The following is a 19,816-nucleotide window of genomic DNA, read 5'->3' as shown; positions in this document are numbered from 1 at the left end:
CGCCTATGCTGCCATGAGCAAAGGCCGCCGCAACGCGCAACGACTAACGCAGCGGCGAACCCAGCTTAAGCGACGTGCAGACGCACCGCGACGTTGTTGCGCGTGGCGTTCGAGTACGGGCAGACCTGGTGCGCGGCATCGACCAGTTCCTGCGCCGCATCCGCGGCGAGGCCGGGCAGCGAGATTCGCAGATCGATGTCGAGCGCGAAGCCGCCCTTGTCGTTCGGGCCGATGCCGACCTCGGCCGAGACCTGCGTGTCGGCCGGCAACGCCTGCTTGCGCTGGCCGGCGACGAACTTCATCGCGCTCAGGAAACAGGCCGAGTAGCCGGCTGCGAAGAGTTGTTCGGGGTTCGTGCCCGCTGCGCCGTTGCCGCCCAGTTCACGCGGTGCTGCCAGCTTCACGTCCAATGCATTGTCCGACGATACTGCGCGGCCGTCGCGGCCACCGGTGCTCGTTGCGCTTGCCTTGTAGAGGATGTTCATGGTGCTGCTCCTTAGCTGGGTTGTCAGGGTTTGCATGCTTGCCGCTTCGTGTTGCTTTCCGGTCCGGCCGGGTGGTTGCGAGGTAGTTACGAAGCGGCATGTCGTTAAGATAGTACACAAATGATTTGTGTGCAAATTAAATTTGAGTGGATACCGGAACAAGTCTTTTGCTGTGATTGCACTACTGGTCCATGTAATCGTTGAGCGTCGTGCGCAAGCGCGTCAGGTCGTCGCGCAGACGCAGCAGAAAGTCCGGCGTCTGCTGGGTCGCGCAGAGAATTTCGGCAGGCACCTCGCGTGCTTGGCGCTTGAGCGCCTTGCCCGCGCTGCTGAGGCGGATATAGACGATGCGTTCATCGTCGACGCCGCGCACGCGCTCGACGAGGCCTTGCGCTTCGAGGCGCTTGAGCAGCGGTGTGACGGTGGCCGGATCGAGATTCAGGCGCGCGGCCATGTCCTTGACCGCGACGTCGTCGGCTTCCCATAGCACGAGCATGGCCAGATATTGCGGATACGTGAGTCCGAGCTTGTCGAGCAGCGGCTTGTACGCTTTCGTCATCGCAAGCGAGGTCGAGTAGAGCGCGAAGCAGAGTTGCTCGTCGAGCGTGAAAGGCAGGATGGGGCGCTGTGTCATGGTGCATCTCGGCTGAAAGAGCGTACGAATGAATTGCACGCAAACCATTGTGCCGCAAATCGATGCGGGCCGGTGAGCACAGGCAGAGGCACGGGCGGGGAGCGGCGGGTAGCGCGAAAGGCGGCCGCTAAAGCAGGAAAGCGAAGGAAAGCCGCGCGAAGAAAACGCGGGCATCCCGACGACGCCCGCATGCAAGCGGTCGATCAGGCCGCCGGTTTGGTCGGCAGATCCGGCGTTTGCGGTGTCTGCACGCCGAAGCAGCCGCGGTAGGTCGCGTAGAACGAGCAGTACAGCATGGTCGTGACGATCATCGTCGCGGGCATCAGGACCGCGAACGCGAAGTCGGCGGCGCCGAGCGCCTGCATCACCGCGGACAGACCGAACGACACCAGCGTCGCGACCGCGAACCACAGCGCCACGAACACGACGAAAGCACCGCGATTGCGCCAGCAACTGACGACGCTGAAGAACATCGCCTTGACGGGCGGCACGTCGTGCCAGGCGGCGAGAATCGGCGAGAACCAGAACAGCATCGCAACCGGCACATAGAACGCGAGCGCCGTGAGCACCGCGAGCGGGATGTTGCTGTTGACGATCGCGTCCTGATCCAGCTGCGCGCCGCCGAGCATCACCTTCAGCAGCATGCCGCCGTCGGCGAGCGCGGAGCCGGCCAGCACGAGCGCCATCGCGACGACATACAGCGCGCCGAGCACGAGCAGCCGCCGCGCGACCACCGGGCCGTACGAATGAAAGCCATCCACGAGGATGGTCGGGAACACCGGCTTGCCCGCGATCGTGTTGCGGCACGCGGCCATGAAGCCGACCGCGACGCCGGGAATGAACAGCAGCGGCAACACGCCGCCGATCACCGGAATCTGCGAAACGAGCGTCATCACCAGCACATAGGTGAAGAACAGCGTCAGGAACGCGAGCGGATTCTTACGGAACAGCCAGATACCTTGCCGGAACCATACATAGCCGGTTTTCGCGGGGACTTCGATCAGTTGCATGAGGTAGGGATGCCTGGATGCGCGACGCCGGCGAGGCGTTCGCGCAGAATGCGTTCGAAATGGCCGGGATCGTGCGGCTTGAGCAGCTCGGCCGCGCGCGGCAGGTGAAAATCATACAGGCGCGAGACCCAGAAACGGTACGCACCCGCTCGCAGCATGTCGCCCCAGTGGCGGTTTTCCTCGGCGGTGAACGGCCGCACCGTCTGGTACGCGCGCAACAGCGCTTCGGTGCGCGCGGCGTCGAGCTTGCCGGTCGCGAGGTCGACGCACCAGTCGTTGACGGTCACCGCGACGTCGAACAGCCACTTGTCGCAACCGGCGAAATAGAAGTCGAAGAAGCCGCCGAGCCGCACTTCGTGGCCCGTATCGGGCGCCGCATGCGCGAACATCGCATTGTCGCGGAACAGGTCGGCATGGCACGGGCCTGCGGGCAGCGCCGCGTAATCGGCCGAGGCGAAGAACGCTTCCTGATGCGCGAGCTCGGACGCCAGCAACTCGCGCGGCTCGCCTTCGAGAAACGGCAGGATGGTCGGCACGGTCTCGCGCCACCACGGCAGGCTGCGCAGATTCGGCTGATAGCGCGGATAGTCGCGGCCCGCGAGGTGCATGCGCGCGAGCATCTGCCCGACTTCGACGCAGTGCTCGACGCCCGGCGCGAGTTCCGGCTTGCCTTCGAGCTTCGTCACGATGGTCGCGGGCTTGCCGAGCAGCATGCCGAACAGCGCGCCGTCGAGGCGCGGCATCGGGTCCGGCACCGGCACGCGGTGCGCGGCGAGGTGGCGCATCAGGTCCAGATAGAAGGGCAACTGCTCGGCGGTCAGCTTTTCGAAAATCGTCAGCACGTATTCGCCGCGCGTCGTCGTCAGGAAGAAGTTGCTGTTTTCAATACCGGACGAGATGCCGCGAAGCTCGACGACATCGCCGAGATCGTAGTGACGCATCCATTCTGCGAGTTGGGATTCGTTGACAGCGGTGAAGACAGCCATGCGGGAAACGTCGGATCAGGTTGCTCGGGCTGGCGCGATGCGGCCAGTGCGAAGTGTGGCGAATGGATGTTGCGAATACGGTGTCGAACGATGCGGCGGGACGCGGGCGATTCCGGCTGGACTCGCCGGCAAACAGGACAAGCGCGACGGGCGCATTGCCACATGTAGCGCCGGAGCAACCCGCCAGCCACCGGAATCAGGCGCGGCGGCCCACGACAGCCGCGCCCACGCGCATCGGCTCAATAGTGCAGATTCACCGAAGGCAAGCGCGTACTCGGACGGCCGCTGTCGTGGACAGTGGGCGAGGTGTCGAGCGGCGCGCTCATCTGATAGCGCGTGCCGAAATTCGAGTGCACGTTGATTTCGACCGGCTTGCCTTTGTCGCGGTATTCGGTAATTTCGGTGCCGTTCGGGCTGACTTCGTGGAAGCTCGGCGTGCGCGGAACGTTGATGTCGACCTTCGAGCTGACCTCGGCGCCCGGACGGTTGATCTTGTCCAGGTCGGGCAGACCGGCCCGTTCATTGGCGGACTGGGGCGCGTCGGCGGGCGGCGGTTCGTCGACGGGCTGGGCAGCCATCGCGGCGTTGCCGAAGGCGAGGGCCAGCGCAACGGCGACGGGAAGGAGCGGCTTCATGGTGATTCTCCGATGGGATGCGCCGATTCTAGCAAATCCGGCCTCGCGTACGGTCGCGAAGCCTTATTTTGCGCCGCTTTCGCGCGCCGCGCGCGAACCGTGCCGGGAACGCCGCGAGGCCATGTGGCGCGCGCGTGTTCCGTGGTAATGTCGTCTCATCAATAGGGGTGAACGATGATGAACAACGATATCAATCAGCGCGCGCTGCAGACGCCCGCCAACAGCTTCCCGACCGAAGGCTTCGACGACGCGGCCGAGGCCGTCACCCGCCTCGCCGCGATCTACGAGGCGAACACGTCGTTTCTGCGCGATGCGTTCGCGCGTTATCGCCGCAACGAACTGTTCGAGCGCCGCGTGCGCGCGTGCTATCCGTTCGTGCGCGTGCGCACCGAGGTCAACACGCACGTCGATTCGCGCCGCTCGTACGGCTTCGTCGCCGGGCCGGGCGTGTTCGAGACGACGGTCACGCGTCCCGATCTGTTCGGCGACTACTATCGCGAGCAGTTGCGCCTGCTCGCGAAGAACCATCATGTGCAGATCGAGGTCGGCGTGTCGGACCAGCCGATTCCGATTCACTTCGCGTTCGCCGAGGGCATTCACCTCGAAGGCGATCTGGACCGAGAGCGTCTGTTCCTGATGCGCGACATCTTCGACACGCCGGACCTCGCGCTGCTCGACGACCGCATCGTCAACGGCACGTACGAGCCGATGCCGGGCGAGCCGCATCCGCTCGCGCTTTTCACGGCGGCGCGCGTCGACTTCTCGCTGCATCGGCTGAAGCACTACACGGCGACCTCGCCGACGCACGTGCAGAACTACGTGCTGTACACGAACTACCAGTTCTATATCGACGAGTTCGTCAAGTTAGGCCGCACGATGATGGCCCGTACCGACGACGAGCAACTGCGCGCCCATCGCAGCGAATACACGTCGTTCGTCGAGCCCGGCGACGTGATTACCTATAACGAGAATCTCGGCGAGCAGGCGCAGGAAGGCGCGCCGCCGCCGCGTCTGCCGCAGATGCCCGCGTATCACCTGAAGCGCGCGGACGGCAGCGGCATCACGATGGTCAACATCGGGGTCGGGCCGTCGAATGCGAAGACCATTACCGATCACATCGCGGTGCTGCGTCCGCATGCGTGGATCATGCTCGGCCACTGCGCGGGTCTGCGCAACACGCAGCGTCTCGGCGACTACGTGCTCGCGCACGGCTATGTGCGCGAAGACCATGTGCTCGATGCCGATCTGCCGCTATGGGTGCCGATCCCGGCGCTTGCCGAAGTGCAGGTCGCGCTCGAGCGCGCGGTCGCGCAGGTTACGCAGCTCGACGGCGTCGAGTTGAAGCGCGTGATGCGCACGGGCACGGTGGCGAGCGTCGACAACCGCAACTGGGAACTGCGCGATCATCGCGAGCCGGTGCAGCGGCTGTCGCAGAGCCGCGCGATCGCGCTCGACATGGAAAGCGCGACGATCGCCGCGAACGGCTTCCGCTTCCGCGTGCCTTACGGCACCTTGTTGTGCGTCTCGGACAAGCCCTTGCATGGCGAACTGAAGCTGCCCGGCATGGCAGATCAGTTCTATCGCGCGCAGGTCGATCAGCATTTGCAGATCGGCGTGATGGCGATGGAGATCTTGCGCACGAACGGGCTGCACCGCCTGCATAGCCGCAAGCTGCGCAGTTTCGCCGAGGTGGCGTTTCAGTAGGCCAAGGGCGAGCGGGTTGCGTCGGCCCGCTCGCGCTGCGTTAGCGTTGCCTCAGCCTCGCATCGCATCTGCCATCACACCTGCCCGAAGCCGGTCAGCCCGATCAGGCTGCCGGCCGCCAGCAGCCAGAGCGGATGAATGCGCGTCTTCGTCGCCAGCACGGCGGTGAACGCGGTGATGGCCCATGCGATCGCGTTCGGGTTCGATGCTTTCGCGATCAGCGCCGCGCTGGCCGCGACGATGCCGGCCGTCACCGGCACGAGCCCGAGTTGCGCATAGCGCCGCCACGGGCGGTCCTTGAAGCGATCCCACGCATGTAGCGCGAGGACCGTTACGAGCGACGACGGTCCGAACTTCGCGATCGACGTCACGAGCATGCCGGCCCAGCCGGCCACATGCCAGCCGATCAGCGTCACGATCATCAGGTTCGGCCCCGGCGCGGCCTGCGCCAGCGCGAACAGCGCGCTGAATTCGCTGGCCGGCATCCAGTGATGCACCTCGACCACCTGCCGCTGCATTTCCGGAAGAATCGTATTGCCGCCGCCGAACGCGAGCAGCGAAAGCTGGCTGAAGATGATGGCGAGAGAAACGAGCGTGTCGTTCATCGTGCGTTCCTCGCTGCGAGATAGATGCTGATCGGCGTGAGCACGAGCATTGTCGGCAGAAGCGGAACGCGCAGGATCGCAATCGCGATGAAGCCGAGTACCGCGATCAGCGCGGCCAGCGGCTGGTTGCGCAACGGCAGCACGATCTTGATCGCCATCGCGATCAGCAATCCCGAGGCCGCGGCCGCGAGTCCCGCGAACAGATGGCGCACGTGCGGATCGTTCTGCGTGTGCTCGTAAAGCACGCCGAGTCCGATCACGACGAGCGAGGGCCCGGCGATGAGTCCGAGCAGGCCCGCGAGCGCGCCGGGCACGCCGCGAAAGCGCATGCCGAGCGCGACCGCGAGATTGATGACGTTGCCGCCCGGCAGGAATTGACAGAGGCCGAGCAGATCGGTGAATTCGTCGGCGCTGAGCCAGCGGCGCTGTTCGACGATCGCGCGGCGCGCGAGCGGCAGGGCGCCGCCGAATGAAATCAGCCCGAGGCCGAGAAAGCCGCCGAAGATTTCCCGCGATGTCGGCGTGGGCGCGAGCGCGGGTTCGGACGAGGTGAGTTCGTGGTTCATATCGCGAGGCTTCGAGTAGAAGCTCAGCAGGTTAGCGCCGAACCGGCGGCCCGCAAAACGATTTTTACGCGAACGAGTCGTTCGCGCGCGAGAGCCGCCTATAACCGTAAGCGTGCCGCAAACTGCCCTGCAAAACGAAAGCGGGCGGCCCGAAGGCCGCCCGCAGGATGCGTGGCGATGCGCGTGATCTCACGCGCAAGGCTCAGGCTATTCGCGTGGCATCACGCGATTACAGATAGAACATCCTGTCCTCATCCGACTTGGCCGGATGCGCCTCGCCTTCCTCGCGGTCTTCGTAGAACTTCAGCACCGCTTCGAGCACCTGGTCCGGATCGTCGATCACCTGCATCAGATCGATGTCGGTCGGATTGATGAGGCCCATCGGGATCAGCGAGCTCTTGAACCACCCGAGCAGTCCTTCCCAGAACTCGGCGCCGACCAGGATGATCGGCACGTGGCGCGACTTCTTGGTTTGAATCAGCGTGAGTACTTCGGCCAGTTCGTCGAGCGTGCCGAAGCCGCCCGGCATTACGATGACCGCGTCGGAGTTCTTCACGAACGTGACCTTGCGCGTGAAGAAGTGGCGAAAGCGCAGCGAGATGTCCTGCCATTGATTGCCCGACTGCTCGTGCGGCAACTCGATGTTCAGACCGACCGACGGCGCCTTGCCCGCATGTGCGCCCTTGTTGGCCGCTTCCATGATGCCGGGGCCGCCGCCGGAGATCACCGCGAAGCCTGCGTCCGACAGTTTGCGGGCGATCTGCGTGGTGAGTTTGTAGTAGGGCGAGTTCGGTTTGAGGCGTGCCGAACCGTAGATGCTGACTGCCGGGCGGATCTCCGAGAGGTATTCGGTCGCCTCGATAAACTCTGCCATAATCGTGAACATCTGCCACGATGCGCGGGCTTTTTTGGCCGTTGCGCGCTCTTGATCTGCGAGCGATCGCAGACTCGGAATCACTTTTCTCTTAGTCATAATGCCTGAAGAACGAAGCCTTGAAGGTAAGACCCTGCTGTTGGTCGACGGTTCGAGTTATCTGTACCGGGCCTACCATGCGATGCCTGATCTGCGCGGTCCCGATGGTGGCCCGACCGGTGCGCTCTACGGGATCATCAACATGCTGCGGCGCATGCGCAAGGAAGTCACGGCAGAGTATAGCGCGTGCGTGTTCGACGCCAAGGGCAAAACGTTTCGCGACGACTGGTATCCCGACTACAAGGCGAACCGTCCGTCGATGCCCGATGATCTCTCGCGCCAGATCGAGCCGATTCACGTCGCGGTGCGCGCGCTCGGCTGGCCGCTGCTGATGATCGAAGGCGTCGAGGCCGACGACGTGATCGGCACGCTTTCCACCGCGGCGGAAAAGCTCGGCATGAACGTGATCGTCTCGACCGGCGACAAAGACCTCGCGCAACTCGTGTCGGAGCGCGTCACGCTCGTCAATACGATGACCAACGAAACGCTCGATCGCGACGGCGTGGTTGCGAAGTTCGGCGTGCCGCCGGAGCGCATCGTCGACTATCTGTCGCTGATCGGCGACACAGTGGATAACGTGCCGGGCGTCGAGAAGTGCGGCCCGAAAACGGCCGTCAAGTGGCTCACGCAATACGACTCGCTCGACGGCATCGTCGAGCATGCGAGCGAGATCAAGGGCGCGGTCGGCGACAATCTGCGCCGCGCGCTCGACTTCCTGCCGATGGCGCGCAAGCTCGTGACCGTCGAGCGTCATTGCGATCTCACCGGCCATCTCGAGTCGATCGAGGAAAGCTTGCCGAGCCTTCCCGAGTCGCGCGAAGAATTGCGCGACGTCTTCACGCGCCACGGCTTCAAGACGTGGCTGCGCGAAGTCGAAACCGCCGCCGAAGAGGGGCCGGCAACCGACGCGCCGCCCGCGCTCGCGGTGGATCAGGAGCGCCACTACGACACCGTGCAGACGTGGGAGCAGTTCGACGCGTGGCTCGAAAAAATCGACGCGGCCGCACTGACTTCGTTCGATACCGAAACCACCTCGCTCGATCCGATGATCGCGCAGATCGTCGGCCTGTCGCTCTCGGTCGAAGGGGGCAGTGCGGCCTATGTGCCGCTCGCGCATCGCGGGCCCGACGCACCCGTGCAACTGCCGCGCGACGAAGTGCTCGCGAAGCTCAAGCCGTGGCTCGAAAGCGCGCAGCACAAGAAGGTCGGCCAGCATCTGAAGTACGACGAACAGGTGCTCGCGAACTACGGCATCGAAATGCGCGGCGTCGAGCACGACACGCTGCTCGAATCGTACGTGCTCGAATCGCATCGCACGCACGACATGGACAGCCTCGCGCTGCGTCATCTCGGCGTAAAGACGATCAAGTACGAAGAGGTCGCGGGCAAGGGCGCGCAGCAGATCGGCTTCGACGAAGTCGCGCTCGAGCAGGCCGCCGAATACGCGGCCGAAGACGCCGACATCACCTTGCGTCTGCATCAGGCGATGTATCCGCAGATCGCCGCCGATAAATCGCTCGAACGCGTGTATCGCGAGATCGAGGTGCCGACCTCGCGCGTGCTGCGCAAGATGGAGCGCACGGGCGTGCTGATCGACGCGGAGAAGCTGCGCCAGCAAAGCAGCGAGATCGCCACGCGGCTGATCGAACTCGAAGGCGAGGCGTACGAACTCGCGGGCGGCGAGTTCAACCTCGGTTCGCCGAAGCAGATCGGCCAGATCTTCTTCGAGAAGCTCGAGTTGCCGGTGGTCAAGAAGACGCCGAGCGGCGCGCCGTCCACCGACGAAGAAGTGTTGCAGAAGCTCGCTGAAGACTATCCGCTGCCGAAGATCCTGCTCGAACATCGCGGCCTCTCGAAGCTGAAGTCGACCTATACCGACAAGCTGCCGCGCATGGTCAACCCGCAAACGGGCCGCGTGCACACCAACTATGCGCAGGCCGTCGCGGTGACGGGGCGGCTCGCATCGAACGATCCGAACCTGCAGAATATTCCGGTGCGGACCGGCGAAGGCCGCCGCATCCGCGAGGCGTTCATCGCGCCGCCGGGCCACAAGCTCGTGTCCGCCGATTATTCGCAGATCGAATTACGCATCATGGCGCACATCTCCGGCGACGAATCGCTGATGCGCGCGTTTTCGCAGGGTGAGGACATTCACCGCGCCACCGCCTCGGAAATCTTCGGCGTGACGCCGCTCGAAGTGTCGAGCGACCAGCGGCGCGTCGCGAAGGTCATCAACTTCGGCCTGATCTACGGCATGAGCGCGTTCGGCCTCGCGTCGAACCTCGGCATCACGCGCGACGCGGCGAAGATGTATATCGACCGCTACTTCGCGCGCTATCCGGGCGTCGCGCGCTACATGGACGAGACGCGCACGAGCGCCAAGGCGAAGGGCTACGTCGAAACCGTGTTCGGCCGCCGCCTGTGGCTGCCCGAGATCAACGGCGGCAACGGTCCGCGCCGCCAGGCGGCCGAGCGTGCCGCGATCAATGCACCGATGCAGGGCACCGCCGCCGACCTCATCAAGATGTCGATGATCGCCGTGCAGAAGTGGATCGAAGACTCGAACATCGGCACGCGCATGATTATGCAGGTACACGACGAACTGATTCTCGAAGTGCCTGACGCCGAGTTGTCCGAGGTCCGCAAACGTCTGCCCGAACTGATGTGCGGCGTCGCCGCGCTGAAGGTGCCGCTCGTGGCCGAGGTCGGCGCGGGCCTGAACTGGGAGGAAGCGCATTGACATGCCTGTGACACAGGTACGATGAGTGCGCGATAACGTCGTGCGCATGTCACACATGGGTTTTGGCGACTTGTGGCATCCCGTGAGGGTCGAGGACAATCGGGTCAGGACGGCGCATTCATGCGCAGCGTCGCGACAGATAATTCATCGGCTACACGGAGAAGTGCAATGCATCGATTTATCGTCGTTGGCGGAGGTGCGGGCGGACTGGAACTGGCGACACGTCTGGGTGATCGCTATGGCGCCGGCAAAAGAGGGAGCAGCGCGCGGGCCGTGGTCACGCTGGTCGACCGCAATCCGACGCATATCTGGAAGCCGCTGCTGCACGAGGTGGCGGCCGGCAGCATGGATCCGTTCACGCAGGAACTCGAATACGCGGCGCAGGCGCGCTGGCACGGCTTCGAGTTCCAGCAGGGCGAGCTGACCGGTCTCGACCGCGCGAACCGGCGCATCACGCTCGGCACCGTGCTCGACGACGACGGCGCCGAACTGCTGCCTGAACGCCAGCTCGAGTACGACACGCTGGTCATTGCAATCGGCAGTACCACGGCCTTCTTCGGCGTGAAGGGCGCGGCCGAATTCTCCCTTGCACTCGATACCGTCGGCCAAGCCGAGCGCTTCCGCAAGCGGCTGATCGCCGCGTGCATGCGCGCCGAGCATCAGGCGTACGAGCCCGTCGAGTCGCGGCCGGGGCCCGGCACCTCGACGTCGAGCGAGCCGCGCATCCAGGTGGCGATCGTCGGCGGCGGCGCGACCGGTGTCGAGTTGTCGGCGGAGTTGCGCAATACGGCGCAGGTGCTGTCCGCGTATGGCTTGCACAAGCTCGATCCGCGGCACGACGTCGGCATCGTGCTGATCGAGGCCGGGCCGCGCATTCTGCCCGCCTTGCAGGAGCGCGTTTCGACGGCCACCGCCGAATTGCTGACCAAGCTCGGCGTCAAGCTGATGATCGGCGAAACGGTGGCCGAGGTCGCGCCCGGCTATATCCGCACCGCGAGCGGGCACACCGTGCGCGCCGATCTGACCGTGTGGGCGGCGGGCATCAAGGCGCCGGCGGTGCTGAGCCAGCTCGACGGGCTACCGGTCAACCGGCTCGGCCAGCTCAACGTGCGCCGCACGCTGCAAACCGAAATCGACGACAACATCTTCGCGCTCGGCGATTGCGCCGCCTGCCAGTGGCCCGGCAACGAGCGCAACGTGCCGCCGCGCGCGCAGGCCGCGCATCAGCAGGCGGCCTTTTTGCTGAAGGCGCTGGCGGCGCGGCTCGACAACAATCCGCTGCCGGAATTCACCTATCGCGATTTCGGTTCGCTCGTGTCGCTCGGCCACTTCAGCGCGGTCGGCAATCTGATGGGCGGGGTGATCGGCGGCAACATGCTGATCGAGGGGCTGTTCGCGCGCTTCATGTACATGTCGCTGTACCGGTTGCACATCGCCGCGCTGCACGGCTATCCGCGCATGGTGCTCGACACCTTCGCGCATTGGCTGCGCCGTACCACGCTGCCGCGCGTCAAGCTGCACTGACGACTGCCCCGACGCGGGCGGACGTTCTCCTCAGTCGAATCTGCAACGGGATGCGCCCAGGGCGTATCCTGTTGCTTCCCACCCTTCATCGAGGAGCGCCGCATGCTGAAACCCGAAGTCGACGCCCTGGTCCCGCACGTTCCCTTCAACCGGCGTACCTTCATCAAGACCGCGCTCGGCAGTGGTTTCGCGGTGGCCGTGCTGCCGGTCTCGGCGCAAACCATCCATACCGACAGCGACGGCCTCGAAGCCGGCGAAGTCGCGTTTCATTCGCAAGGCACGCTGATCCCGGCCTATCGCGCGCGGCCATTGGGCAAGACGCATCTGCCGGTGATCCTTGTCGTGCATGAGATCTTCGGCGTGCACGAGCATATCGCCGACGTTTGCCGGCGCTTCGCGAAACAGGGCTATCTGGCGATCGCGCCGAACCTGTACGAGCGCGAGGGCGATCCGACCGTCTACACGAGCATGCAGCAACTCAACGAGCAACTGGTCAGCAAGGTGCCCGACGAGCAGGTGCTGGCCGACCTCGACGCGGCCGCCGCGTGGGCCGGCGAGAACGGCGGCGACCTGAAGCGGCTTGGCGTGAACGGCTTCTGCTGGGGCGGGCGCATCGCGTGGCTGTATGCCGAGCACAATCCGCGCGTGAAGGCGGGCGTCGCCTGGTATGGCCGCGTGACCGGTGCGAAGAATGCGATGACGCCGGCCAATCCACTCGATCTCGTCGCCGATCTGCATGCGCCGGTGCTCGGCTTGTATGGGCGCCAGGACCCGAGCATTCCGCAGGACACGCTCGCGCAGATGAAGCAGACCATCGCGCAGGGTCCGCAGGCGGGACGCGGTTCGCAGTTCGTCGTCTATGACGACGCGGGCCACGCGTTTTTCGCCGATTACCGGCCGAGCTACAGGAAGGCCGATGCCGAGGACGGCTGGCGTCGCACGCTCGTGTGGTTCAAGCAGCACGGGGTGATTTGAGGCACATGGTGCTGTCAGGCGGTAACGACGGGGTTGGCGCAGTCCTCGTGCCTCGTTGATCCGATACGTCCGACGAAAAGGAAAAGGCCATGGCCGCGTTGAGACGGCGATGGCCTTTTTAGTCGGCTTTCCTGGCAGGGCTAATGCATTGGACTAACGCGTGCCTCACTGTGGCTGCGCCCGCCCATCGCGGCTTGCTTGCCCGCAAGCTCAGCTCAAGGATTCGGCCCCGTCGCGACCGGCCGCTTCGGGTCCGAACTCCATTCGCTCCACGACCCTGCGTATAGCGCGGAGCCATGCATGCCGGCGATTTCCATCGCGAGCGAGTTCACGCAGGCGGTCACGCCCGAGCCGCATTGCAGCACCACGTGTTCCGGCGGCGTGTCGCCGAGCAGCGCGTGGAATTCCTCGCGCAGCGTGTGCGCCGGCTTGAAGCGGCCGTCGGCGGTGAGGTTGTCCTTGAAGAAGCGGTTGAGCGCGCCGGGGATATGGCCGCCGACGCGATCGAGCGTTTCGTTCTCGCCGCGATAACGATCGGCCGCGCGCGCGTCGACCACGACGCGCTCCTTCGAGCCGAGGTTACGCTCGACCGTCTGCGCGTCGACAGTTACGGCGAGCGGCGCGGCCGCGCTGAAGTCGCCGGTGTTCTGCGCCGGCACGTCCGGCGTCAACGGTTGGCCCGCGGCCTGCCAGGCTTGCAGGCCGCCGTCGAGTAGCGCGACCGCATCGTGCCCGAGCCAGCGTAGCAGCCACCAGATGCGCGCGGCGTACATGCCGCCATGCGCGTCATACGCGACGACCTGCTGGCCCTGCTTGAGTCCGCGCGATTCCAGTGTCTCGACGAGCCGTGCGCGGTCCGGCAGCGGATGCCTGCCGTTCGAGCCGGTCTTCGGCCCGGACAGATCGCGGTCGAGATGCAGATAATGCGCGCCCGGCAGATGGCCGGCGAGATACGCTTTCTCGCCCGCTTCGGTATCGGCGAGGTCGAACCGGCAGTCGACCACGAACACGCTGCCCGGCGCGGCGGCGAGCCGCTCGGCAAGATTGGTCGCGGAGATCAGGGTGGTGTAGTGGGTGTGGGGCATGACGTTTCCTCGATACGTGCGATGGTGGCTCCGGTTGCGTGGTGGGGCGCAGCGGGCGGAGAGCCGGTCTATGTCGGTAGTCTAAACAAAAAAAGACGGGCCGCAGCCCGTCTTTCCTTGTCTTGCCCATTGTGCCAACGAGTGGCGCTGCTTGCAGCGAATCAGACCATGCCGAGTTCGCGACGCAGAAACTCGTGGAAGTGCTGCATACCGTCTTCCATCGGGCTCTGATACGGACCCACCTGCGATTCGCCGCGTTCCATCAGCGCGCGGCGGCCGGCGTCCATGCGCTCGGCGATCTCGTCGTCTTCGCGGGCCGTTTCCATATAGGCGGCGCGCTCGGCTTCGACGAAGTCGCGTTCGAACAGCGCGATTTCCTCGGGGTAATAGAATTCGACCACGTTGGTGGTTTTCTGCGGACCATGCGGAATCAGCCACGACACCACGAGCACGTGCGGATACCACTCGATCATGATGCCCGGGTAGTACACCATCCAGATCGCGCCGAACTCGGGCGGGTTGCCGCCGCGAAAGCGCAGCACTTCGTCGTGCCACTTGCGGTACGTCGGGCTGCCCGGCTGCTCCAGATCCTTGTGCACGCCGACCGTCTGCACGCTGTACCAGTCGCCGAACTCCCACGTCAGGTCGTCGCAATTGACGAAGCTGCCGAGGCCCGGATGGAACGGCGCGACGTGATAGTCCTCCAGATAGACCTCGATGAAGGTCTTCCAGTTGTAGTTGCACTCGTGGACTTCGACGTGATCGAACATGAAGCCCGAGAAGTCGAAATGCCGCTTCGTGCCGAGACGTGCAAGGTCTTTCGCGACGTCGCGGCCCTGTGCCTCGAACAGCAGGCCCTGCCAGTTCTGCAGCGGCGTCGCGCCGAGGTTCAGGCACGGGTTGTCGGCGAAATGGGGCGCGCCGAGCAGCTCGCCCTTCAGGTCGTACGTCCAGCGATGCAGCGGACAGACGATGTTCTGCGTCTGGCCGCGGCCGTTAAGCATGATGGCCTGGCGGTGGCGGCACACGTTCGACAGCAGTTCGACCTGCGACTGCTGGTTGCGGACGAGCACCCGCCCCTCGCGTTCGCTGGGCAAGGCAAAATAATCCCCCGCTTCGGGCACCATGAGATCGTGGCCGATGTAGCGAGGACCTTTCTTGAAAAGGGTGTCGATTTCGCGCGTAAGAAGCGCTTCGTCAAAGTAAGCCGTGACTGGCAGCTGGCTGTGAACAGACCGCAACTGCAATGCATTGCTCAGATTGGACATTCCCACTCCCGATGAAGACGTGAAAGCAGTGAACAACCCAACCATCGAAGATTCGATTTAGGGAGCCGGAGATTATACCCGTTTCTCGCTGCCAGGGGCACTTAAGTGACTGATTTGGGTCAAAAATGTCCGATTGGTTCGGCATTTTCGCCGCAGATTCAGCGGTTTTTTTCTGCGAGACTTCAGGCTCGAAGCCGCTGCAAAGCAGGGTCGAAGCGGGGTAGGGCGGCGAGGCGAAGGGGGCGAGCGGATCGGAAACGCCGCTTTTGCCGTAGAATGTCCGACTTGTTTTAATTTTGCGACTATTCATGGCGAAGACCGCATCGAAAGATACTGCCGCCGCGTCGGCCGAAAGCGGCGATACCACGCCGCTGCCCGGCAACTACGAGGCCGCGCAGGCCGAACTGGAAGAGCTGGTGGCGCGCATGGAAGGCGGCAGCCTGAGTCTCGAGGAGTCGTTGGCTGCCTACCGGCGCGGGGCCGCGCTTGTCGCGTTCTGCCAGCAGCAGCTCGAAAAGGTCGAGCAGCAGGTGCGCGTGCTCGACGGCGAAACGCTGAAACCACTGCCCATGAATACCGCAGGCACAGCCGCTGAAAGCGGGGACGATCTATGACATTCGAACAATGGACGCGCTCGGTGCTCGAACGCGTCGAAACGGCGCTGGAACATTACCTGCCGGCTGACACGACCACATCCGCCAATCTGCACGAGGCGATGCGCTATGCGGTGCTCGGCGGCGGCAAGCGCGTGCGGCCGCTCCTGTGCCACGCGGCCGGCGAGCTGACCGGCGCGCACGCCGAATGCCTCGACGCGGCGGCAGCGGCGCTCGAAATGATCCACGTGTATTCGCTCGTGCACGACGACATGCCGTGCATGGACGACGACGCATTGCGCCGCGGCAAGCCGACGGTTCACGTCAAATACGACGAAGCGACCGCGCTGCTGGTCGGCGACGCGCTGCAATCGCAGGCATTCGTCACGCTCACTTCCGACGTGCTGGCCCCGCCGCAGCAGGCCTCGCTCGTGCGCGAACTCGCGCTCGCGAGCGGCTCGCTCGGCATGTGCGGCGGGCAGGCCATCGATCTGGCGAGCACCGGCCTGACGCTGGCGCGCCCGCAACTCGAAACGATGCACCGTATGAAGACCGGCGCGCTGCTGCGCGCGGCCGTGCGCATGGGTGCGCTGGCCGGCGAAACGCCGGACGCGCAGGCTCTGGCGTCGCTCGACGCCTACGCCGCCGCGATCGGCCTCGCGTTTCAGGTTGTCGACGACATTCTCGATGTCACGACCGACTCCGCAACGCTCGGCAAGACCGCCGGCAAAGACGCGAAGCTCGGCAAGTCGACCTACGTGTCGATTATCGGGCTCGACGCGTCGCGCGCGCTTGCGGCGCAACTGCGCAGCGACGCCCACGCCGCGCTCGCGCCGTTCGGCGCGCGCGCGCAGCGTCTTGCCGAATTGGCCGACCTGGTGGTGAACCGGGTCAGCTAAACGCGAAAGCCCGCCGCCGCGCACCTTCTGTCCCCGGGGTGCATGTATGAAGTGCGGGCGCGTAAGTTTTCCTACAATGGAACGACGATGTACGACTTGCTGAAAACCATCGACGACCCGGCGGCCCTGCGCCGCCTCGATCGCCGCCAATTGCAACCGCTTGCAGACGAGTTGCGTGCCTTTGTGCTCGACAGCGTATCGCAGACGGGCGGCCATCTTTCGTCCAATCTCGGCACGGTCGAGTTGACCATCGCGCTGCACTATGTGTTCGATACGCCGCATGACCGGATCGTCTGGGACGTCGGTCATCAGACCTATCCGCACAAGATCCTGACCGGCCGCCGCGAGCAGATGCACACGCTGCGCCAACTGGGCGGCATCTCTGGCTTCCCGAAACGCGACGAATCCGAATACGACACCTTCGGCACCGCGCATTCGAGCACGTCGATTTCGGCGGCGCTCGGCATGGCGGTCGCGAGCAAGCTGCAGGGCGACAACCGCATGGGCATCGCCGTGATCGGCGACGGCGCGATGACGGCCGGCATGGCCTTCGAGGCGATGAACAACGCGGGCGTCGAAGACGACGTGCCGCTACTCGTGATCCTCAACGACAACGACATGTCGATCTCGCCGCCGGTCGGCGCGCTCAATCGCCATCTCGCGCGCCTGATGTCGGGCCGCTTCTACGCGGCCGCGCGCGCGGGCGTCGAACGCGTGCTGCGCGTCGCGCCGCCGGTGCTCGATCTCGCGCGCAAGCTCGAAGAGCACGCGAAGGGCATGATCGTGCCGGCCACGCTGTTCGAGGAGTTCGGCTTCAACTACATCGGGCCGATCGACGGCCACGATCTCGACTCGCTGATCCCGACGCTGCAGAACATCAAGGAACTGCGCGGTCCGCAATTCCTGCACGTCGTCACGAAGAAGGGCCAGGGCTACAAGCTGGCCGAGGCCGATCCGGTGCTGTACCACGGCCCGGGCAAGTTCAACCCGGCCGAGGGCATCAAGCCGGCCGCGACGCCGTCGAAGAAGACCTACACGCAGGTGTTCGGCGAATGGCTGTGCGATGCCGCGGAGCTCGATTCGCGTGTGATCGGCATTACCCCGGCGATGCGCGAGGGCTCGGGCCTCGTCGAATTCGAACGGCGCTTCCCGGACCGTTACTTCGACGTCGGCATCGCCGAGCAGCATGCGGTGACGTTCGCGGGCGGCCTCGCCGCGGACGGCATGAAGCCGGTCGTCGCGATCTACTCGACGTTCTTGCAACGCGCGTATGACCAACTGATCCACGACGTCGCGCTGCAAAACCTGCCGGTCGTGTTCGCGATCGACCGCGCGGGTCTCGTCGGCGCGGACGGCGCCACGCACGCGGGCGCCTACGACCTCGCGTTCATGCGCTGCATCCCGAACATGACCGTGATGGCGCCGTCGGACGAAAACGAATGCCGCCAGATGCTGTACACGGCGTTGCAGCAGCCGAATCCGACGGCCGTGCGCTATCCGCGCGGCGCGGGCACCGGCGTTGCAACGGTCAAGCAGATGGCCGCGCTGCCGCTCGGCAAGGGCGAAGTGCGCCGCGAAACCTCGGCGCCGGCCGGCAAGCGCATCGCGATTCTCGCGTTCGGCACGATGGTCGCGCCGTCGCTCGCGGCAGCCGAGCAACTCGATGCCACGGTCGCGAACATGCGTTTCGTGAAGCCGCTCGACGCCGAGCTCGTGCGCCAGCTGGCTGAAACGCACGACGCGATCGTCACCGTCGAAGAAGGCTGCATCATGGGCGGCGCGGGCTCGGCCTGCGTCGAAGCCCTGCTCGAGAGTGGGGTTATGCGACCCGTACTACAATTGGGCCTCCCCGACCAGTTCATCGATCACGGGGACCCGGCCAAGCTGCTCGCCGCGTGCGGTCTCGACGCCGCGGGCATCGCCCGGTCGATCCGCGAGCGTTTCCTCGCAAGCGGCACGGTCGGCGGTCAGTCGTCGGTGAAGCGCGTCGCGTAAAGCGCTGCCGCGCGTCAGGCCGCTGCGCTGCCGTCATGCGGCGGCGGCCGCGACAATCTCCTGTTTGAGCTGACGGGCGTAACGGCCCGTCTTCCAACGCCGGCGGAAGCCGGCGTTCGCCGTTGCGCGTGCTGATCCGCGCGGCCGCCGGGCGTTTCGACGTCGTCGCGTGACAGTTTCCGATGCGGCGAACCGGGAGCGGCCCGGCGCTTTCCAGAAAGGACAAAAAATGAATCAGATGAACCCCGCCTTTGTGATGCCCGACGTGCAAAGCACGCCCGACACGCGCCAGATCCCGATTCAGCGGGTCGGCGTCAAGGGCGTGCGTCATCCGCTGACGGTGCGCACGCAAGGCGGCGAAGTGCAGCCGACGGTCGGCACGTGGAATCTCGATGTGCATCTGCCGGCCGATCAGAAGGGCACGCATATGTCGCGCTTCGTCGCGCTGCTCGAAGAGAACAAAGCGCCGCTCGAGCCGGCCGCGTTCCGCTCGATGCTCGCGGTGATGCTCGAAAAGCTGGAAGCCGAGGCGGGCCGTATCGAGGTGTCGTTTCCGTACTTCGTGAACAAGACCGCGCCGGTGTCGGGCGTGCAAAGCCTGCTCGACTACGAGGTCACGCTGACGGGCGAGACCCGCAACGGCGCGACGCGGCTGTTCCTGAAGGTGCTGGTGCCGGTCACGAGCCTGTGCCCGTGCTCGAAGAAGATTTCGCAATACGGCGCGCACAACCAGCGCTCGCATGTGACGATCGACGCCGAGCTGGCTGGCGACGTCGCCGTGGAAGAGCTGATCCGCATCGCCGAGGAAGAGGCGTCGTGCGAACTGTGGGGGTTGCTCAAGCGCCCGGACGAAAAGTTCGTTACCGAGCGCGCGTATGAGAATCCGAAGTTCGTCGAGGACCTCGTGCGCGACGTCGCGCAGCGCCTCAATGCCGACGAGCGCATCGTTGCCTATGTGCTCGAGGCCGAGAACTTCGAGTCGATTCACAACCACAGCGCCTATGCGGTGATCGAGCAGGACAAACGCCTCGCTTGATCGCTTCTTCGCCGGTCCGCCCCGTTTCGTTGCGGGCGCATTGACGCAAAAAAGCCGCTTTAAAGCGGCTTTTTTTATCGCACCGGGATTCGCGGCATTCGCT

The 19,816-nt window shown here is 64.9% G+C and carries 18 protein-coding genes; 8 read left to right on the top strand and 10 right to left on the bottom strand.

The features are described 5' to 3' along the window. Window positions 1-65: 65 nt before the first annotated feature. From G3N58_RS07710 to G3N58_RS07690, 5 genes are all read right to left on the bottom strand, one after another. Window positions 66-485, bottom strand: coding sequence for an organic hydroperoxide resistance protein (locus G3N58_RS07710; protein ID WP_167039179.1), 420 nt, complete (start codon window positions 483-485; stop codon window positions 66-68). A 181-nt stretch (window positions 486-666) separates the two neighbouring features. Continuing rightward, window positions 667-1,119 carry a MarR family transcriptional regulator gene (locus tag G3N58_RS07705; protein ID WP_167039181.1) on the bottom strand — a complete coding sequence of 151 codons (453 nt, stop codon included), beginning with the start codon at window positions 1,117-1,119 and terminating at the stop codon, window positions 667-669. Window positions 1,120-1,322: 203 nt separating this feature from the next. Beyond that, window positions 1,323-2,129 carry a BPSS1780 family membrane protein gene (locus G3N58_RS07700; protein ID WP_167039183.1) on the bottom strand — a complete coding sequence of 269 codons (807 nt, stop codon included), beginning with the start codon at window positions 2,127-2,129 and terminating at the stop codon, window positions 1,323-1,325. Continuing rightward, window positions 2,120-3,115, bottom strand: coding sequence for a homoserine kinase (locus G3N58_RS07695; protein ID WP_167039185.1), 996 nt, complete (start codon window positions 3,113-3,115; stop codon window positions 2,120-2,122). Before G3N58_RS07695 ends, G3N58_RS07700 begins: the two co-directional genes overlap by 10 nt. 239 nt (window positions 3,116-3,354) lie before the next feature. After that, complete coding sequence (locus G3N58_RS07690; RefSeq protein WP_167039187.1) at window positions 3,355-3,750, bottom strand: hypothetical protein; 396 nt, start codon at window positions 3,748-3,750, stop codon at window positions 3,355-3,357. Between the two features lie 177 nt (window positions 3,751-3,927). On the opposite strand from G3N58_RS07690, the gene G3N58_RS07685 reads away from it, so the two are divergent. Further along, window positions 3,928-5,454, top strand: a complete 1,527-nt coding sequence (locus G3N58_RS07685; protein WP_167283651.1) for an AMP nucleosidase — start codon at window positions 3,928-3,930, stop codon at window positions 5,452-5,454. Window positions 5,455-5,528: 74 nt separating this feature from the next. Here G3N58_RS07685 and G3N58_RS07680 read toward each other — a convergent pair whose 3' ends face one another. The 3 genes from G3N58_RS07680 to G3N58_RS07670 all read right to left on the bottom strand — a co-directional run bounded on the left by G3N58_RS07680 (window position 5,529) and on the right by G3N58_RS07670 (window position 7,598). After that, window positions 5,529-6,059: a chromate transporter gene (locus tag G3N58_RS07680; RefSeq protein WP_167039189.1), complete on the bottom strand. Its 531-nt coding sequence runs from the start codon at window positions 6,057-6,059 to the stop codon at window positions 5,529-5,531. Then, window positions 6,056-6,625, bottom strand: a complete 570-nt coding sequence (locus G3N58_RS07675; RefSeq protein WP_167039191.1) for a chromate transporter — start codon at window positions 6,623-6,625, stop codon at window positions 6,056-6,058. Before G3N58_RS07675 ends, G3N58_RS07680 begins: the two co-directional genes overlap by 4 nt. 229 nt (window positions 6,626-6,854) lie before the next feature. Next, entirely contained in the window at window positions 6,855-7,598 is a 744-nt protein-coding gene (locus tag G3N58_RS07670; RefSeq protein ID WP_167039193.1) for a TIGR00730 family Rossman fold protein, read from the bottom strand. A 1-nt stretch (window position 7,599) separates the two neighbouring features. Between G3N58_RS07670 and polA the strand changes: the two genes are divergently transcribed. The 3 genes from polA (at window position 7,600) to G3N58_RS07655 (ending at window position 12,837) form a co-directional block, all read left to right on the top strand. Continuing rightward, entirely contained in the window at window positions 7,600-10,338 is a 2,739-nt protein-coding gene (gene polA, locus G3N58_RS07665; RefSeq protein WP_205998875.1) for a DNA polymerase I, read from the top strand. Window positions 10,339-10,506: 168 nt separating this feature from the next. Further along, a complete protein-coding gene (locus G3N58_RS07660; RefSeq protein ID WP_167039197.1) occupies window positions 10,507-11,862 on the top strand; it encodes an NAD(P)/FAD-dependent oxidoreductase in 1,356 nt (451 codons plus the stop codon). A gap of 102 nt (window positions 11,863-11,964) precedes the next feature. After that, window positions 11,965-12,837: a dienelactone hydrolase family protein gene (locus tag G3N58_RS07655; RefSeq protein ID WP_205998874.1), complete on the top strand. Its 873-nt coding sequence runs from the start codon at window positions 11,965-11,967 to the stop codon at window positions 12,835-12,837. Between the two features lie 215 nt (window positions 12,838-13,052). Here the strand turns inward: G3N58_RS07655 and G3N58_RS07650 are convergent, their stop codons facing one another. Together G3N58_RS07650 and G3N58_RS07645 are read right to left on the bottom strand one after the other, a co-directional pair. Continuing rightward, the gene (locus G3N58_RS07650) at window positions 13,053-13,922 is read right to left on the bottom strand and encodes a sulfurtransferase (RefSeq protein WP_167039201.1); all 870 of its coding nucleotides are present in this window, start codon (window positions 13,920-13,922) and stop codon (window positions 13,053-13,055) included. Between the two features lie 161 nt (window positions 13,923-14,083). After that, entirely contained in the window at window positions 14,084-15,190 is a 1,107-nt protein-coding gene (locus G3N58_RS07645) for an aromatic ring-hydroxylating dioxygenase subunit alpha (protein ID WP_205998873.1), read from the bottom strand. Window positions 15,191-15,498: 308 nt separating this feature from the next. Between G3N58_RS07645 and G3N58_RS07640 the strand changes: the two genes are divergently transcribed. The 4 genes from G3N58_RS07640 to folE2 all read left to right on the top strand — a co-directional run bounded on the left by G3N58_RS07640 (window position 15,499) and on the right by folE2 (window position 19,713). Continuing rightward, window positions 15,499-15,804 (top strand): exodeoxyribonuclease VII small subunit, encoded by a 306-nt coding sequence (locus G3N58_RS07640; RefSeq protein WP_167039207.1) that lies wholly within the window; start codon window positions 15,499-15,501, stop codon window positions 15,802-15,804. Then, window positions 15,801-16,682: a farnesyl diphosphate synthase gene (locus tag G3N58_RS07635; RefSeq protein WP_205998872.1), complete on the top strand. Its 882-nt coding sequence runs from the start codon at window positions 15,801-15,803 to the stop codon at window positions 16,680-16,682. Before G3N58_RS07640 ends, G3N58_RS07635 begins: the two co-directional genes overlap by 4 nt. A gap of 87 nt (window positions 16,683-16,769) precedes the next feature. Then, window positions 16,770-18,677 (top strand): 1-deoxy-D-xylulose-5-phosphate synthase, encoded by a 1,908-nt coding sequence (gene dxs, locus G3N58_RS07630; protein WP_167039210.1) that lies wholly within the window; start codon window positions 16,770-16,772, stop codon window positions 18,675-18,677. A 229-nt stretch (window positions 18,678-18,906) separates the two neighbouring features. Then, window positions 18,907-19,713 (top strand): GTP cyclohydrolase FolE2, encoded by an 807-nt coding sequence (gene folE2 / locus G3N58_RS07625; RefSeq protein WP_167039212.1) that lies wholly within the window; start codon window positions 18,907-18,909, stop codon window positions 19,711-19,713. Window positions 19,714-19,816: the final 103 nt, after the last annotated feature.

This window comes from Paraburkholderia sp. Ac-20342, from assembly GCF_017104985.1.
GTDB lineage: Bacteria > Pseudomonadota > Gammaproteobacteria > Burkholderiales > Burkholderiaceae > Paraburkholderia.
This window is presented reverse-complemented; position numbering and strand designations above follow the sequence as displayed.

What these genes read in the sequence shown, in the direction of transcription:
- G3N58_RS07710 (WP_167039179.1), bottom strand. Translation starts at nt 485, where the DNA reads ATGAACATCCTCTACAAGGCAAGCGCAACGAGCACCGGTGGCCGCGAC.
- G3N58_RS07705 (WP_167039181.1), bottom strand. Translation starts at nt 1,119, where the DNA reads ATGACACAGCGCCCCATCCTGCCTTTCACGCTCGACGAGCAACTCTGC.
- G3N58_RS07700 (WP_167039183.1), bottom strand. Translation starts at nt 2,129, where the DNA reads ATGCAACTGATCGAAGTCCCCGCGAAAACCGGCTATGTATGGTTCCGG.
- G3N58_RS07695 (WP_167039185.1), bottom strand. Translation starts at nt 3,115, where the DNA reads ATGGCTGTCTTCACCGCTGTCAACGAATCCCAACTCGCAGAATGGATG.
- G3N58_RS07690 (WP_167039187.1), bottom strand. Translation starts at nt 3,750, where the DNA reads ATGAAGCCGCTCCTTCCCGTCGCCGTTGCGCTGGCCCTCGCCTTCGGC.
- G3N58_RS07685 (WP_167283651.1), top strand. Translation starts at nt 3,928, where the DNA reads ATGAACAACGATATCAATCAGCGCGCGCTGCAGACGCCCGCCAACAGC.
- G3N58_RS07680 (WP_167039189.1), bottom strand. Translation starts at nt 6,059, where the DNA reads ATGAACGACACGCTCGTTTCTCTCGCCATCATCTTCAGCCAGCTTTCG.
- G3N58_RS07675 (WP_167039191.1), bottom strand. Translation starts at nt 6,625, where the DNA reads ATGAACCACGAACTCACCTCGTCCGAACCCGCGCTCGCGCCCACGCCG.
- G3N58_RS07670 (WP_167039193.1), bottom strand. Translation starts at nt 7,598, where the DNA reads ATGACTAAGAGAAAAGTGATTCCGAGTCTGCGATCGCTCGCAGATCAA.
- polA (WP_205998875.1), top strand. Translation starts at nt 7,600, where the DNA reads ATGCCTGAAGAACGAAGCCTTGAAGGTAAGACCCTGCTGTTGGTCGAC.
- G3N58_RS07660 (WP_167039197.1), top strand. Translation starts at nt 10,507, where the DNA reads ATGCATCGATTTATCGTCGTTGGCGGAGGTGCGGGCGGACTGGAACTG.
- G3N58_RS07655 (WP_205998874.1), top strand. Translation starts at nt 11,965, where the DNA reads ATGCTGAAACCCGAAGTCGACGCCCTGGTCCCGCACGTTCCCTTCAAC.
- G3N58_RS07650 (WP_167039201.1), bottom strand. Translation starts at nt 13,922, where the DNA reads ATGCCCCACACCCACTACACCACCCTGATCTCCGCGACCAATCTTGCC.
- G3N58_RS07645 (WP_205998873.1), bottom strand. Translation starts at nt 15,190, where the DNA reads ATGTCCAATCTGAGCAATGCATTGCAGTTGCGGTCTGTTCACAGCCAG.
- G3N58_RS07640 (WP_167039207.1), top strand. Translation starts at nt 15,499, where the DNA reads ATGGCGAAGACCGCATCGAAAGATACTGCCGCCGCGTCGGCCGAAAGC.
- G3N58_RS07635 (WP_205998872.1), top strand. Translation starts at nt 15,801, where the DNA reads ATGACATTCGAACAATGGACGCGCTCGGTGCTCGAACGCGTCGAAACG.
- dxs (WP_167039210.1), top strand. Translation starts at nt 16,770, where the DNA reads ATGTACGACTTGCTGAAAACCATCGACGACCCGGCGGCCCTGCGCCGC.
- folE2 (WP_167039212.1), top strand. Translation starts at nt 18,907, where the DNA reads ATGAATCAGATGAACCCCGCCTTTGTGATGCCCGACGTGCAAAGCACG.